The sequence below is a fragment of the Phaeobacter sp. S60 genome (assembly GCF_000826845.1).
GTDB classification, from domain to species: domain Bacteria; phylum Pseudomonadota; class Alphaproteobacteria; order Rhodobacterales; family Rhodobacteraceae; genus Phaeobacter; species Phaeobacter piscinae.
Window position 1 is genome coordinate 94265 of the sequence record NZ_JSWJ01000012.1, and the last position, 15821, is coordinate 110085.

Consider the following 15821-nt stretch of genomic DNA (forward strand, 5'->3'; position numbering starts at 1 on the left):
GAAAGGTTTGGAACGTGAGAGCGAGGCCGGTTTTGGCCTCGCTTTTTTTGTCTGTACGTGAGTGAAGGCCTGTCGCACCGACCACCTGCTCACCACAGAATGATATGCGGGGTCTGGATTTTTTCCCTGAAACGCGCGATGTAGCGCCATAAGACAGTTCCCTATCCCAAACACATCGTTGAAGTGTGCATGAAACTATTTGTTGGTCTTGGAAATCCCGGTGCAAAATATGCAGGCAACCGGCACAATATTGGCTTCATGGCTCTGGATCAGATCGCCAGCGACCATGGGTTCTCGCCGTGGAAATCCAAGTTTCAGGCACAGATCAGCGAAGGCGTTCTTGGGCGCACCAAAGTGCTGCTGCTGAAACCGCAGACCTTCATGAATCTGTCCGGCCAATCCGTTGGCGAGGCGATGCGGTTTTATAAACTGACCCCTGCTGATGTGACCGTCCTTCACGACGAGTTGGACCTGGCACCGGGCAAAGCCCGGGTCAAACAAGGCGGCGGACATGCGGGTCACAACGGGTTGCGGTCGATCCATTCTCATATTGGCGCCGACTATAGCCGCGTCCGCTTGGGCATCGGCCACCCCGGTCACAAGGACGCTGTCGCAGGCTATGTATTGCGCGACTTTGCCAAGGCAGATGAAGCCTGGCTCGATGACCTGATGCGCGGAATCTCCGACGGTGCCGCCCAGCTGGCCGCAGGGGACGGTGGAAAATTCATGAATGCTGTGGCGCTGCGCGTCGCCCCCCCGCGCAGCTCTGGTTCCGGCGCAGAAGGCAAAGAGCGTAAAGCTGTCACCAGTTCAAAAAAAGCGGCACAGCCCGACACCAAGAAGACGGCTCCCCTTGCCTCAGAGGCATCCGCTGCAGAGAACGCCGATGACACCCCGCCGTCGGCTATTGAACGGCTTCTAAACAAGTTCAAGTAACCAAAGTTTCCGTTGCGTCCTGTTTGCGCGTACGGACTACGGCTGGCTAGGCTCAGCCGTGTCCGAGGAGGATTATTATGCGTCGATGTTTAAAGTTATTTTCTTATTTTCTCATTGTCTTACTGATCTTCGCCGGGGCTCTTGCCTATTGGCAGCGCGAGCAACTGAGCCGGCTGATGGCCGTTAACACGCTGTTTGACGAAGATCGTATTGTTTCCAATTTCTCAAATATGGACGGTGCATTTTTGACTGCACCGCTTGATCGCGGCGACAGCGCGGTAAGCGCCCTGCAATCCGGGGTGGAGATGACCTTGCCTCCCGGTGCACAAGACTGGATCAACCGCCGCACAGTGACCTCCCTGCTGGTGTTGAAAGGCGGCCAGATCCGCCACGAGAGCTACTATCAGGGCACAGGGCCCGATGATTTGCGGATCTCTTGGTCGATGGCAAAAAGTTATCTCTCCGCACTCTTCGGCGTGCTGCTGCGAGAGGACAAGATCCGCTCTCTGGATGATTTGGTCATCGACTATGCGCCAGAGCTGAAGGGGAGCGCCTATGAAACGGCCAGCATCCGCAACGTGCTGAATATGGCCAGCGGCGTGAAGTTCAACGAGGACTATCTGGACTACGATTCCGATATCAACCGGATGGGCCGTACTCTCGCGCTTGGTGGGACGATGGATGATTTCGCCGCAGGCCTGACGGAAACAATCGGAGGACCGGGCGAAGCTTGGCAATATGTGTCCATCGACACCCATGTTCTGGGCATGGTTATTCGTGGTGCAACGGGGCGCCCGGTCCCCGAGTTGCTGTCCGAGAAAATACTGCGGCATCTAGGGCTGGAACGCGCTGGCTACTACCTGACGGACGGCGAAGGCGTTGCGTTTGTTCTTGGCGGCATCAATCAAACCACACGCGACTACGGCCGCTTCGGCCAGATGATCGCCCAGAACGGCCGCTACAACGGCAAACAGATTGTGCCACAGGCCTGGATCGCGGCCTCGACCCGCCCATCCGCGCCGACCAAGGCAGGCCGGATCGGGTATGGGTTTCAATGGTGGATCCCGAAGAACGCGGTTCCGGGTGAATTTCTGGCCAGAGGCGTCTATGGGCAATATATCTACATCAACCAAGGCCGCGACGTCGTCGTTGTGGTGACCAGCGCCGACCGGGGATTCCGCAAACCTGGTGTTGCGGATGAAAACATCAAAATGCTGCGCGCATTGGCAAAATCACTGTAGGATAGCCCCATGGATCAGGACGACAGCATAAATGTGAACGGGGAGGCACTGGCCACCTGCTCCACCACTCCCTTGACCGGGTTTTTCCGGGACGGCCATTGCAACACCTGCGCGCAGGATCAGGGCAGCCATACGGTCTGCGCGGTGATGACTGACGAATTCCTGGCTTATTCCAAATACGTCGGCAATGATCTGTCCACCCCACGACCTGAATTCGGCTTTGCAGGGCTAAAAGCGGGCGACAGCTGGTGCCTCTGCGCTGGACGCTTCCTGCAAGCCGCCGACGAGGGCTGCGCGCCGCAGGTCAATCTGGCAGCGACACATAAACGCGCGCTGGAGATCGTACCGCTCAGCGTGCTGCAAAACCATGCATTGCCGGGTGATGTGGCCTGAGGTCATGACCCGTTACCAGAAACGCAAAAAGGCGCCCGCGATGCGAGGCGCCTTTTGTTTTCTTCGCTCTGCCGGGATCAGTCGCTGTCGCGACCCTCGGTATCCGACATATCAAACCCCAGGTGACGCGCGACGGTAAAGATATCCTTGTCGCCACGACCACACATGTTCATCACGACAATATGGTCCTTTGGCAGGTCGGGCGCGATCTTCATCACATGGGCCAGCGCGTGGCTCGGCTCAAGCGCCGGAATGATGCCTTCCATAGCGCAAGACAGCTGGAACGCCTCCAGCGCTTCCTTGTCGGTGATGGACACATAGTCGGCGCGGCCGATGTCGTTCAACCAGGCATGCTCCGGGCCGATGCCGGGGTAATCAAGCCCGGCAGAGATGGAAAAGCCTTCCAGAATCTGGCCATCATCATCCTGCAACAGATAGGTCCGGTTGCCGTGCAACACGCCGGGACGCCCGCCAGTGAGCGAGGCACAATGCTGCATCTTTTCATCAACGCCTTTTCCGCCGGCCTCAACACCGATGATATTGACCGATTTATCGTCAAGGAACGGATAGAACAGCCCCATCGCATTGGAGCCGCCACCGATCGCTGCGATTACGGTGTCCGGCAGGCGCCCCTCGCCCTCCTGCTCGGCCAGCTGCCAGCGAACCTCTTTGCCGATCACCGACTGGAAATCCCGCACCATGGCCGGATAGGGATGCGGCCCGGCCACTGTGCCGATGCAATAGAACGTGTCGTGCACATTGGTCACCCAATCCCGCAGAGCATCATTCATGGCATCCTTCAGCGTGCCACGGCCAGAGGTCACCGGGATGACTTCGGCCCCCAGGAGGCGCATGCGGAACACATTGGGCGCCTGACGCTGCACATCATGCGCGCCCATGTAAACCACGCATTTCAGGCCGAACTTGGCGCAAACCGTAGCTGTCGCCACGCCATGCTGGCCAGCGCCGGTTTCCGCAATGATCCGATCCTTGCCCATGCGGCGGGCCAGAAGGATCTGCCCAAGCACGTTGTTGATCTTATGCGCGCCAGTATGGTTCAGCTCATCCCGTTTCAAATAGATCTTCGCGCCGCCCAGATGCTCGGTCAGCCGCTCGGCGAAATAAAGCGGGCTGGGGCGACCGACATAGTTTTTCCAGAGATCATCCATCTCCGCCCAGAAACTAGGGTCGTCCTTGGCGCGATCATATTCCTCTTCCAGGCTGAGGATCAGCGGCATCAAAGTCTCGCTGACGAACCGCCCACCAAAAATACCAAACCGCCCCTGTTCGTCGGGACCGTTCATGAAGCTGTTGAATAGATCTTCGGCCATGGTTCTTTCCTTCTTCGCGGCGCTCGATATGAGTATAGCGCGGCCTGCTCCGGGTAAAGAGAGGTGCAGCGGATTCTAGGGTCTGATGTGCAATGTCGCGGCGCTAAGGTCAGGTGTGTAAGTAAGGTCAGGCGTGTAACGCCGATATGCGCGCCTCAGCGGCGCGGCGCGCCAGCGGCTGCACAGAACGCGCGAATGCGGGCAGGATCCTTTACACCGGGCGCACTTTCGGCACCGGAGGCGACATCGACCTGACGCGCCCCCGTGACGCGGATCGCCTCTGCGACGTTCTCGGGCGTCAGACCACCGGCCAACATCCAAGGGGTGCGCCAGTATTTCTTGCGCGCCAGAAGCCCCCAATCAAAGGTGAAGCCATTTCCGCCCGGCAAGACAGCGCCCTTCGGCGCCTTGGCGTCCACCAGAATCTGATCGGCAACGGCCTCATAGGCCTCGATCCTTTGAATATCCTCGAGAGTGGACACCCCCAGCACCTTCATCACAGGCAGACCATAGCGCGCCTTCACCTCGGCCACGCGCTCCGGCGTCTCCTGCCCGTGCAGCTGGATCATATCCAATGGAACTGCGGTGGTGATTTCATCCAGCATGGCGTCATCCGGATTGACCACCAACGCCACCTTGCACAAGCCGACGGGTGCCTCGACGGCAAGCGCCGTGGCTTCCTCTACAGTCACTGAGCGAGGGGATTTTGCAAAGAAATTGAAGCCGATATAGGCCGCGCCAGCATCTGCTGCGGCGACGATGTCCTGCGGCGTTTTCAGCCCGCAAATCTTAACCCGAATGTCCATCATGAGAGCGTCAGCTTGCTTCGTCGAGTATAGCAAGGACTTCGTCTTTGCCCTCGTGCTTCTGCTTTTTCAGGCGATTGACCTCCCGCGAGAGCTTCTTGGCTTCGCGGGCCTTCAGATCTGCCTCACGACGGTGTTTGTGTTCACGCAGCCATTCAATGATGAAGCCAATGATCAGGCCAACAGCGATGCCACCCAAAACAACCACAAACAGGGGCAGTTCAATGCGGAAATTATAGCCCAAAAACTCGGCAAAGGCAGTCGGCATCAGCTTGAGCTCAACCAGACCCCGATTTGCCAATGAGACAGAAATAAGGGCGATGGCAATCACCCCAAGATAGGCGTAGCGAATATAGCGCATCAGGCTTTTCCGTTCAGGCGGTCCCTCAAGAGTTTACCTGTCTTGAAGAACGGCACGTGTTTTTCTTCAACATGGACCGTTTCACCCGTGCGGGGATTGCGACCAACCCGCGCATCCCGCTGTTTCACTGAGAAGGCACCAAAGCCCCGCAGCTCCACACGGTCGCCGCGCGCCATTGCGTCGGTCACCTCTTCGAACACCGTATTCACGATCCGCTCCACATCACGCTGATACAGGTGCGGGTTTTCGTCTGCAATCTTCTGGATCAATTCCGAGCGGATCATTTCTCGGCCCTCCCAAGCCAAGCTAGGCACAGTTTCTATCCCACGACTATAGGTACAAAACCTCAAACCGGGAACAGTGGATGCAGGCCTGCCCCGCAAATAAGTCAGCGTTTGCCTATCATTAGGCGAGTTCTGGCGACTTCGACCCGCAAAGCCGAGATGGGATCCCCTCAATTCCGCTGCAAGCGGTCGCAATTGTATTTGTGATTCGCAGCGATTTTTCGCCCGTGCCCACTCCCAGGCTAGGGCAGAGCAGCCTGCGACAAAAAGAAACGGCCCCACCCCTAGGGGCAGGACCGTTCCAAAGTCTTCAGCCTAGGCTGGCTACTGAAATCAGTCGCCTGTTTTCAGCGCTGCGCCCAGAATGTCGCCCAAGGACGCACCGGAATCGGAGGAGCCATACTGTTCGACGGCTTCTTTTTCTTCCGCGATTTCGCGTGCTTTGATCGACAGACCCAGACGGCGGGTCTTGCCGTCCACGTTGGTCACGCGCACGTCAACCTTGTCACCAACCGAGAAACGCTCAGGGCGCTGTTCGGCACGGTCACGGGAGAGATCGGAGCGGCGGATGAAGGACTTCATGCCTTCGTATTCCACTTCGATGCCGCCTTCTTCGATGGCGGTGACGTTCACGGTCACGATGGACCCGCGCTTCACGCCGCCAACGGCTTCAGCGAACTTGTCGCCGCCCAGGGCTTTGATCGACAGGGAGATACGCTCTTTCTCGACGTCCACTTCGGAGACAACGGCCGAAACCATGTCGCCTTTGCGGTAGTTCTGAATCGCGTCTTCGCCGCGCTCGTCCCAGGAGAGATCGGAGAGGTGAACCATGCCGTCGATGTCGCCGTCGAGGCCGATGAACAGACCGAATTCGGTGATGTTCTTGACTTCGCCTTCGACCTGAGTGCCCTCGGGGTGTGTTTCTGCAAACACTTCCCACGGGTTGCGCATGGTCTGCTTGAGGCCCAGGGACACGCGGCGCTTGGCGCCGTCGATTTCCAGAACCATGACGTCGACTTCCTGGGAAGTGGAGACGATTTTGCCCGGGTGGACGTTTTTCTTGGTCCAGGACATCTCGGAGACGTGAACCAGACCTTCGACGCCCGGCTCCAGCTCAACAAATGCACCGTAATCGGTGATGTTGGTAACGCGACCCTTGTGCACGGAGGACAGCGGGTATTTGGCGCCAACCAGATCCCACGGATCTTCCTGCAGCTGCTTCATGCCGAGGGAGATACGGTGAGTCTCTTTGTTGATCTTGATGACCTGAACCTTGACGGTTTCGCCGATCGACAGGATCTCGGAGGGGTGGTTCACACGGCGCCATGCCATGTCGGTGACGTGCAGCAGGCCGTCAACGCCGCCCAGGTCAACAAACGCACCGTATTCGGTGATGTTCTTGACCACACCATCCACTGCCTGACCTTCGGACAGGTTGCCAATGACTTCGGCACGCTGTTCGGCGCGGGACTCTTCGAGGATTGCACGACGGGACACAACGATGTTGCCACGACGACGGTCCATCTTCAGGATCTGGAACGGCTGCTTCAGACCCATCAGCGGGCCAGCGTCGCGCACGGGGCGAACGTCAACCTGCGAACCGGGCAGGAATGCAACAGCGCCGCCCAGGTCGACAGTGAAGCCGCCTTTGACGCGACCGAAGATAGCACCTTCGACGCGCTGGTCGTCTGCGTATGCTTTTTCCAGGCGATCCCATGCTTCTTCGCGGCGCGCCATCTCACGGGAGATAACAGCTTCGCCACGGGCGTTCTCAGCAGCGCGCAGGTAGACTTCTACTTCGTCGCCAACAGAGATTTCGGGAGCTTCGCCAGGGTTTGCGAATTCTTTAAGCTCAACGCGGCCTTCCATTTTGTAGCCGACGTCGATGATGGCTTGGCCCGCTTCGATCGCGATGACCTTGCCTTTAACAACGGAACCCTCTTCGGGGGTGTCCATTTCGAAGCTTTCGTTCAGGAGGGCTTCGAATTCCTCCATCGATGTGTCTTGAGCCATGTGGTCTCAGGTTTCCTTTACAAATCGGTTTTATCTGGCCGGGCGGTTGTTTCCGCCGGTCTTGAAGATTGGTCCTTATGAGGCGCAGCACAGGCCGGTCTGATCAAACAAACACAAAGGGCCGAGGTATGCCCCGACCCTGCTCAGAATGCCGTCCGTGCGTTAACCGCCTCTATAGTGACAGCGCGTTTAGTATGCGGATTCCCGCTCCGGCGCAAGGGAAACCGTCATCAGGCACCGAGGAGCGGCGAACGGTCACGAGTCCGCAGCAGGTTCAGACGGCGCGTGATCACGGACCGTGGAGCCGTGACAGCAACCGGATCAGGCTAGCGCCGCGCATCAATCGCCGCTATGGCCATCGCCACGGCCTCATCAATCGTGAGAGCACTGGTATCAATCAGCACTGCATCGCTGGCAGGTTTCAACGGCGATTCCGAGCGGTTGGTATCGCGTGCGTCCCGCGCCTTAACATCTTCCAGAACTTCGGCATAGCTGGTGGGATTGCCCGCTGCCATCAACTCCTGCAAGCGGCGCTGCGCACGGACTTCGGCGCTGGCTGTCACGAAAAGCTTGGCCTGCGCGCGCGGGCAGATCACCGTGCCGATGTCCCGCCCGTCCAACACCGCCCCGCCTGCACGGCGGGCAAAAGCCCGCTGAAAATCAACTAGCGCCGCGCGCACCTCAGCAATCACGGCCACTTTGGATGCGGCCTGTGCCACCTGCGCTGTGCGCAATTCTGGCCGTTCAAGATCATCCGGCAGCAGTGCAAGGGCGGCCTCTATCGGTTTGTCCCCGGCAAGCATCCGCGCGCCAACCGCACGGTAGAGCAGGCCCGTATCCAGATGGCCAAATCCGAAATGGGCCGCAACCGCCCGAGAAATCGTGCCCTTGCCAGCGGCAGCCGGGCCATCAACTGCAACGGTAAAGCTCATGCCGTTGTCTCTAGCCGCGCCCCCAGCGTGGTCATCAGCGGGGTGAAGATCGGGAAGGACGTGGCAATGGGCGTACCATCATCGACAGTCACGGATTTCTGGGCACCCATGCCCATCACCATGAAAGACATCGCGATCCGGTGGTCAAGGAAGCTCTCGCAGGTGCCTCCGCCGGGCACACCTTCCGGTCCCAGACCGGTAACGGCCCACCAGTCCTCTCCCTCTTCAACCATCACACCATTTGCGCGCAGCCCCCGCGCCATTGCGTCGATCCGGTCGCTTTCCTTTACCCGCAGCTCCTTCACGCCGGTCATCATGGTCTTGCCCGTCGCAAAGGACGCCACCACCGAAAGCACCGGATATTCATCAATCATCGAGGCCGCGCGCTCCGGCGGGACGTCAATCCCCTTCATATCGGGCGAGTAGCGCGCGCGCAGATCCGCGACCGGCTCACCGCCCTCTTCACGCATATTTTCAAAGGTCAGATCCGCGCCCATATCCTGCAGGGTATAGAACAAACCCGCCCGCGTCGGGTTGAGGCCAATGCCGGGTACCAGCACATCAGACCCCGGCGTAATCAGTGCAGCGCAGACCGGAAAGGCAGCGCTCGAGGGGTCACGCGGCACCGCGATGACCTGCGGTTTCAGCTCAGGCTGCCCGGTCAGTGTGATGACCCGGCCCTCATCCGTATCCTCGACAGTGATCTCGGCGCCAAACCCCGCGAGCATCCGCTCGGAGTGATCTCGGGTGGCCTCTTTCTCAATCACGACTGTCTGCCCCGGAGCATTCAGCCCGGCCAGAAGAACCGCGGATTTCACCTGCGCCGAGGGCACGGGAACCGTATAGCGCACCGGTGTCGGCTCCGCAGCTCCAACAATTGTCATAGGCAGACGCCCACCGGAACGACCAACAGACTGGGTCCCAAACAGGGCGAGCGGATCAGTTACCCGCGCCATTGGTCGTTTGTTGAGGCTGGCATCCCCTGTGAAGGTAACCGTGATAGGAGAGGTCGCCATAACCCCCATGATCAGGCGCACACCAGTGCCGGAGTTCCCGCAGTCGATCACCTGGTCCGGTTCCGCCAGCCCACCAACGCCCACACCATGCACAGACCAATTGCCGCCACCGTGATTGATGACCTCCGCCCCCATGGCCTGCATCGCCTTGGCCGTATCCAAGACGTCTTCGCCCTCAAGCAGGCCCGAAATCTTGGTCTCCCCCACGGCCAGCGCGCCCAGGATCAGCGAGCGGTGCGAGATTGATTTGTCGCCCGGAACCTCGGCAATGCCGGTCAGCGGATCCGCGCGGTGCGAGGTCATCGGGATGGGCGTACCGTGTCCGGACATGAGGAGCCTTTCGAAATGCTAGCGTTCACAATTGGACTACCCAATCGCTTGGTGTCGGTCCAGCGTGTTTTCCCATTGCCGCCACGCCCCGCAAGATATTGCACCACGCACAGAGCAAGGTCAGGCAGCAGGATCAGAGGCGACGGAATGTCATATAATGAGGCGTACGGCCTTCGCGCAGGGCCTTTTGCTCATAGCGGGTCGAGATCCAGTCATCCCAAGCCACGCGCCAGTCATCCGGTCCCTCTGCCAGCCACTCGAACCCGGCCTGCGGCACCTCTTCCATGGTCTGGCGAACGTAGTCGGGAATATCCGTAGCCACCCGAAAGATCGCGCCCGGTTTCAGGCATTTTGCGAGTGGTGCCAGATGTTCCTGCGTGACAAAACGGCGCCGATGGTGGCGCGCCTTTGGCCAAGGATCAGGATAGAGCAGAAACGCGCGGGAAATCGACTGCTCCGGCAAGACATCCATCAGGTCACGGGCATCACCGGGATGGACCTTGATATTATCCGCGCCTGCGCGGCGGATTTTGCCCAGCAGCATTGCGACGCCGTTGATATAGGGTTCCGCACCGATGATGCCGACATCCGGGTTCGATTTGGCCTGATGCACCAAATGCTCACCACCGCCAAAGCCAACTTCCAGCCAGACGTCACGCCCGCCGAACATGTTCTGCAGATCCAAGGGTGTACGATCCGGGTTCACATCCCAACCCACCGCGCCGGGGCTGAGCGAGGCCAGATCCTCGTCAATATAGCGCTGCTGGCTGTCTTTGAGCTGCTTGCCCTTCAGGCGCCCGTAGAAGTTACGCCAAGGCGCACCACTCTGATGTTTATCAACCGCGTTGGGCCGACTATCGCCGGAGGGCGCCTGGTTGGGTTTGGTGTCATCAGACATCGGGGATTTTTCCTATCGAGCGTTCAAAACCTGGCCGCCCCTCTGCCCGATGCAGCGGTCTGGGTCAAGCCAGCCACCGCGACGACCCCGCTCTAGGGGGTCTCGCGCAGCACCCCCGCCGCCATCAGACGCAGCCGGGTCGGGTACCAGACATCCTCGGGGTTGGTTTTCAGCGTCTCAATCGCAAAGGCCGGATCCACACCGCGCTGCATCATATACTTTAGATGGCGAAAAACCTCTGACTGCGTATCACGGTAAATCCAGGTCCCGAATTCAAACGGTGTGGCCCAGTTTTCATCCTTGCGCCACAGGCGATAATAGCTCTGCACCGCTTTCGGTGCCCAGTCGCGCTGATGAAAGCCAATCTTCGACCCGAGGGTCATCTGACGTCGATTGCCGGCCAAGAAGATATCAACACAGGCGCTGATGCATTCTCCGACCACCCAGGTATCCAGCGCGTGATCCTGAACAATATCCGCGATCGACTCACCCGCGTAGACACTGCCTCCCCCACTGTTCAGCTGGAGCCGCGTTATGGCGGGGTTGGCATCCAGAATATCGCGAAAGGGTTCGATATCATCATCGCTGATTTCACCGGTTTCTGCGTGCTGCGTGCCATCAACCTCCTGCGCAACCAGATTGTCTGTATCGTAGATCAGCGTTGTCCCATCAATTTTGAACTTGGGTGGAAGCGACTGCCGGGCCTGCGCCGCATGCGGTATCAACGAGACTGCCAGCACACAGGCCAATCCCCACAGCGCAAGCCGCCGACACGCGCGCAGGTGCAGGATGAACCAGCAGCGAGACCCCATCAAAGTCAGCTCCATAACATTGCAATTACAGAACTATACTGACCGCAAAATACCCGGATCTCCAAGTGCTTTGCACATCTGAAACCGCCGGATGTAACGCCCACACGAAAAAAGGCGGGGACACCCCCGCCTGTTCTCAACACAAATTGGACATATGGAACTGGGTCAGATCGCTTTTGTCAGCGCCTCAACCAGATCAGTCCGCTCCCAGCTGAAACCGCCATCAGCATCCGGCTCGCGACCAAAATGACCATAGGCCGCGGTGCGTTCATAGATCGGCTTGTTCAGCCCAAGGTGATGGCGAATACCGCGCGGCGTCAGATCCATAATCCGATCGATCGCCGCCTCAATTTTGGCCGCATCCACATCGCCCGTACCATGAGTATCGGCGTAGATCGACAGCGGTTTGGCAACGCCAATCGCATAAGACAGCTGAATCGTGCATTTATCTGCAAGCCCCGCCGCCACAACATTCTTGGCAAGATAGCGCGCCGCATAGGCCGCTGAGCGGTCAACCTTGGTCGGATCCTTGCCGGAGAACGCTCCGCCACCATGAGGGGCGGCACCGCCGTAGGTGTCGACGATGATCTTGCGCCCAGTTAGGCCCGCATCCCCGTCGGGACCACCAATAACGAATTTACCGGTTGGATTGACGTGCCAGATGGTCTCATCGGTCAACCAGCCTTCGGGTAGGGTCTCGTGGAAATAGGGTTCTACGATGGCGCGGATGTCGTTGGAGGTCAGCGTCTCATCCAGGTGCTGGGTCGACAGCACAAGCGAGCTGACACGCACCGGTTTGCCATTCTCATAGACCACCGAAAGCTGCGATTTCGCATCCGGGCCCAGCGTCGGCTCGGTGCCGTTCTTGCGCACCTCAGCGAGGCGCCGCAGGATTGCATGGCTATACTGAATCGGTGCAGGCATCAGTGCGGGTGTTTCATTGGTCGCGAAACCGAACATGATACCCTGATCACCTGCGCCCTCTTCCTTGTCGGCAGCGGCATCGACGCCTTGGGCGATATGGGCGGATTGCTCGTGCAGCAGGTTGGTGATCTCCACCGTCTCATGATGGAACTTATCCTGCTCGTAGCCGATGTCCTTGATGCAGGCGCGGGCGATCTCATCGATGCGGCCCATGTAATCGTGCAGTTTGTCCTGATCCGACAAACCCACTTCCCCCCCAATGACCACGCGGTTCGTGGTCGCAAAGGTTTCGGCCGCGACGCGGGCCTCAGGCTCTTCGCTCAGAAAGGCGTCCAGAACGGCGTCCGAAATACGGTCACAGACCTTATCCGGGTGTCCCTCGGAAACCGATTCCGAGGTGAAAGTATAATTCGTGCGGGTCATGAAAGGTGCTCCGTTGGGTTTAGCCTGCCACGCCAGGAAGCCGTTGTGGCAGTAATCGAACCGCAGTACGCGGGGAGACGTGTGTCGTCAATCTATAATGCCCAGAGGTTAAGCAGCTATGACCCGCGTGCAAGTGTGGTGCTGCGTCGCAGCGCCAGCCCGCCAAGGACGATGCAGAAAAGAAACACCGGCAGATCTCCGGTCTGTGCGTAAAGCGTTCGTGGCAGCGGTGCAGGCAGCACCACATCCAGATAGCCCGCAACGCCCAGAGGCAGGGCGTCCAAAATCCGGCCATAGGGATCAATCATGGCCGAGATCCCGGTATTCGCAACGCGCGCCATGGGCAAGCCCTGTTCAATCGCGCGCATCCGCGCCTGAACCAGATGCTGATAGGGGCCAGAATAGGTCCCGAACCACGCATCATTGGTGATCTGGATCAGCAGGTCTGCCCGCCCCGGTGCGGCATTCACATCCTGCGGAAACACGGCCTCATAGCAAATCAACGGCAATGCCTTTCCCACAGGCAGATCCAAAAGCCGAGGTCCCGGCCCCGCCGCATAGCCCGCCCCGGCCTGCGACGCAAAACCATGCACGCCAAAACGCGCCATCAGATTGCCCGCCGGTATATACTCCCCAAACGGGACCAGATGCGCCTTGTCATAGATCTGGGCAGGAACGTTGCTGCCCTCCAGTACAATCGCTGAGTTGTGATATTGCCCATCTGTTCTACGCTGGATGCCCAACATCACCGGCGTATCCCCAGCGGCAGACACAACCTCATCCAAGACATCTTCGGCGTAGTTCAACATCAGGGGAATCGCCGTTTCCGGCCAGAGGATGAGATCCACCTTCGATCCATCAGCAGCAGGCGCACGCGAGTACTCCAACTGCCGTTCGACAAACGACCAGCGCAGGTCCGGGTGCCATTTCTGATCCTGAGGCGCATTTGGCTGCACAAGGCGCAGCGTATGTTCTGTCAGCACGGCAGCAGGGGGTTTGGGCAGAAAGACCACGATGGCGCTCACTGCAATGACCGGCAGCAGCGCAGCCACCGGGCGGTGGCGGATCAAGCCAAGTGGCACGGTGGCAACCAAGGTCAGGAGACTCAGGCCATGTGGCCCTATCCAAGCCAGCAACTGCGCAGCTGGGGTATCGATCCAGAACTGCCCGAAAGCGGCCCAAGGCAGGCCGGTCAGGACATAGGCCCGCGCGAACTCCGCCAGCGACAGCACAGCGATGAGCAACAACAGCCTAGCTGCCCCTTGCCCAAACCGCACCGCAACACCAAATGCCAGTGCCCAAAACAGCGCCAACCCGCCCGCGAGGCCCACGACGGCAATAGGCGCCATCCAGGCATAGCGGTCTGCATCAATCTGAAATGGCTCGTAGATCCAGATCATGCCGACGGAAAAGTAGGCCGTTCCCAGAAACCAGCCAAACAGCGCGCCTTGGCGGGGCGAAGGCGCCTGAAGCAGCTGATATCCAGCCACACCAAGGCATAGCGGCACCAACCAAAGCGCGTGAAACGGCGCCAATGCAAACGCCAGCAACCCGCCCGCTGCGACAGCGGTAGTAGCAGGTAGGAACGCGGGCCGAAGGCTGGTCGCCGACCAGACCTTAGTGGTCATCCCGAACAATCCGGCAGCCGCACCCGCAGTCGCTTGATACGGCGCGGATCAGCGTCCATGACCTCAAACTCAGGCCCATCCGGGTGCTGGATCACCTCTCCCCGGGCAGGTACGCGACCAGACAGCATGAAAACCAACCCGCCAAGGGAATCGATTTCCTCACCGTCCACATCCTCGTGGCTTGTCAGCGACCGACCGATTTCATTCTCGAATTCATCCAGTGGGGTACGGGCCTGTGCGACGTAGCAGCCCTGCTTCTCGCGAAACCAGGTCTGATCCTCACCGGCATCATGTTCATCCTCAATCTCGCCGACAACCTGCTCGATCAAGTCCTCGATGGTCAGTAGGCCGTCGACTCCGCCATATTCATCAATCACCAGCGCCATGTGGCGCCGCTCGGCCTGCATCTTGGTCAGCAGAACACCAATTGTCATCGACGGCGGCACGAACAGAAGCGGTCGCACCATGCCTTCGAGACCGAAATCCGCCTCGGTGCCGTTGAAGCCATGCATCAGGGCGAAATCTTTGAGATGGACAAAGCCAATGGGCGTATCCAGCGTGCCCTCATAGACGGGAATCCGGGTAAAACCGCTTTCGCGAAAAATCTGAACCAGTTCATCCTTGGGTGTGGAAACCGGGATCGCGACAATCTCCGCTGCGGGAATGGCCACATCCTCGACCCGCAGGCGGCGGAGGTTGATCATCCCATGCGGCTGGTTCGGCAGACGCTTGTCCGGACCGGTAGTCACGTCGCCTTCAGTCTCTGCCGGGGCGAAGGAGCCGAAAATTCGCCCCAGAAACCCCGTTGATTGTGCAGCCGCGACACTGTTGTCAGCGCTGCCCTTGTTCTCCAGCGCGCCCTGCGCTGCGTTAGAACTTCCGTCTATATCGTCCATCGTTCCTATCCGATACGCCCCTGATTGGGACTGTCATCCAAAGTATATGGGTCATCGATACCCATTTTGCCAAGTATCTGCACCTCAAGACGTTCCATCAAAGTGGCGTCAGGGTCACGAATGTGATCGTAACCCAAAAGATGCAACACTCCGTGAACGATCAAATGACGCAGATGATCCGCCAAAGGTTTGCCTGCATCTTCTGCCTCGCGTGCACAGGTCTCATAGGCAATCGCAATATCACCCAGCGGGATTTCGCCAGTAAAATCCGCCTCAGGCAGCAGCGGCTCGTCGCCCGCCTCCTCTGGTGAAAGATCCTCCGCGGGCCAGCTGAGCACATTTGTAGGCTTCGCCTTCTGGCGAAACTCAGTGTTCAGCTCCATGATCCGTGCGTCATCGCAAGCCAGCAGAGACAGCTCGCAATCGTCAACATCCAGACCAAAATGCCCAAGCACCGCATGGATCGCCTGTTCCGCATATGTGATGAGGTCGGCGTCCTGCCAACGGCTGTCATCTAGGGAGATGTCGAGGGTCATTGTTCAAATCTCACAACCAAGGCTGTCCGCAGTCGCATGCGATGTCGGCGCGGGTTCCATA

The 15821-nt window shown here is 59.0% G+C and carries 16 protein-coding genes and 1 riboswitch; of the genes, 3 read left to right on the top strand and 13 right to left on the bottom strand.

From position 1 onward, the window contains the following. The first annotated feature begins 189 nt into the window (after positions 1-189). The 3 genes from pth to OO25_RS12400 all read left to right on the top strand — a co-directional run bounded on the left by pth (position 190) and on the right by OO25_RS12400 (position 2570). On the top strand, positions 190-936 hold the full coding sequence (gene pth / locus OO25_RS12390) for an aminoacyl-tRNA hydrolase (RefSeq protein WP_040170989.1): 747 nt from the start codon (positions 190-192) through the stop codon (positions 934-936). A gap of 77 nt (positions 937-1013) precedes the next feature. Then, positions 1014-2177 carry a serine hydrolase gene (locus OO25_RS12395; RefSeq protein WP_040180439.1) on the top strand — a complete coding sequence of 388 codons (1164 nt, stop codon included), beginning with the start codon at positions 1014-1016 and terminating at the stop codon, positions 2175-2177. Between the two features lie 9 nt (positions 2178-2186). Further along, a complete protein-coding gene (locus OO25_RS12400) occupies positions 2187-2570 on the top strand; it encodes a DUF2237 family protein (protein WP_040180442.1) in 384 nt (127 codons plus the stop codon). A gap of 77 nt (positions 2571-2647) precedes the next feature. On the opposite strand, the gene trpB is transcribed toward OO25_RS12400, so the two are convergent. The 13 genes from trpB to ybeY form a co-directional block, all read right to left on the bottom strand. Continuing rightward, the gene (gene trpB, locus OO25_RS12405) at positions 2648-3901 is read right to left on the bottom strand and encodes a tryptophan synthase subunit beta (RefSeq protein WP_040180443.1); all 1254 of its coding nucleotides are present in this window, start codon (positions 3899-3901) and stop codon (positions 2648-2650) included. A gap of 155 nt (positions 3902-4056) precedes the next feature. Further along, positions 4057-4710 (bottom strand): phosphoribosylanthranilate isomerase, encoded by a 654-nt coding sequence (locus tag OO25_RS12410; RefSeq protein WP_040180444.1) that lies wholly within the window; start codon positions 4708-4710, stop codon positions 4057-4059. Positions 4711-4717: 7 nt separating this feature from the next. Continuing rightward, a complete protein-coding gene (locus OO25_RS12415) occupies positions 4718-5068 on the bottom strand; it encodes a lipopolysaccharide assembly protein LapA domain-containing protein (protein ID WP_014879148.1) in 351 nt (116 codons plus the stop codon). Next, on the bottom strand, positions 5068-5352 hold the full coding sequence (ihfB, locus tag OO25_RS12420; protein ID WP_008560927.1) for an integration host factor subunit beta: 285 nt from the start codon (positions 5350-5352) through the stop codon (positions 5068-5070). Before ihfB ends, OO25_RS12415 begins: the two co-directional genes overlap by 1 nt. A gap of 333 nt (positions 5353-5685) precedes the next feature. Beyond that, positions 5686-7365, bottom strand: a complete 1680-nt coding sequence (gene rpsA, locus OO25_RS12425) for a 30S ribosomal protein S1 (RefSeq protein ID WP_014873584.1) — start codon at positions 7363-7365, stop codon at positions 5686-5688. 326 nt (positions 7366-7691) lie between these two features. After that, a complete protein-coding gene (cmk, locus tag OO25_RS12430) occupies positions 7692-8297 on the bottom strand; it encodes a (d)CMP kinase (protein ID WP_040180445.1) in 606 nt (201 codons plus the stop codon). Beyond that, positions 8294-9643 (bottom strand): 3-phosphoshikimate 1-carboxyvinyltransferase, encoded by a 1350-nt coding sequence (aroA, locus tag OO25_RS12435; protein WP_040171018.1) that lies wholly within the window; start codon positions 9641-9643, stop codon positions 8294-8296. The genes cmk and aroA overlap by 4 nt, the downstream gene beginning before the upstream one ends. Positions 9644-9776: 133 nt before the next feature. Then, complete coding sequence (locus tag OO25_RS12440; RefSeq protein ID WP_040171022.1) at positions 9777-10541, bottom strand: tRNA (guanosine(46)-N(7))-methyltransferase TrmB; 765 nt, start codon at positions 10539-10541, stop codon at positions 9777-9779. Between the two features lie 92 nt (positions 10542-10633). Beyond that, the gene (locus tag OO25_RS12445; protein ID WP_040180727.1) at positions 10634-11353 is read right to left on the bottom strand and encodes an ATP-dependent Clp protease proteolytic subunit; all 720 of its coding nucleotides are present in this window, start codon (positions 11351-11353) and stop codon (positions 10634-10636) included. 165 nt (positions 11354-11518) lie between these two features. Next, positions 11519-12700 carry a methionine adenosyltransferase gene (gene metK, locus OO25_RS12450; protein ID WP_040171023.1) on the bottom strand — a complete coding sequence of 394 codons (1182 nt, stop codon included), beginning with the start codon at positions 12698-12700 and terminating at the stop codon, positions 11519-11521. A gap of 6 nt (positions 12701-12706) precedes the next feature. Further along, a riboswitch (SAM-SAH riboswitch) is annotated at positions 12707-12755 on the bottom strand. Positions 12756-12816: 61 nt separating this feature from the next. Beyond that, on the bottom strand, positions 12817-14328 hold the full coding sequence (gene lnt / locus OO25_RS12455) for an apolipoprotein N-acyltransferase (protein ID WP_040180446.1): 1512 nt from the start codon (positions 14326-14328) through the stop codon (positions 12817-12819). After that, positions 14325-15224 (bottom strand): hemolysin family protein, encoded by a 900-nt coding sequence (locus tag OO25_RS12460; protein ID WP_040171029.1) that lies wholly within the window; start codon positions 15222-15224, stop codon positions 14325-14327. Before OO25_RS12460 ends, lnt begins: the two co-directional genes overlap by 4 nt. Before the next feature lie 5 nt (positions 15225-15229). Beyond that, on the bottom strand, positions 15230-15760 hold the full coding sequence (ybeY, locus tag OO25_RS12465; RefSeq protein ID WP_040171032.1) for an rRNA maturation RNase YbeY: 531 nt from the start codon (positions 15758-15760) through the stop codon (positions 15230-15232). Between the last annotated feature and the right edge of the window lie 61 nt (positions 15761-15821).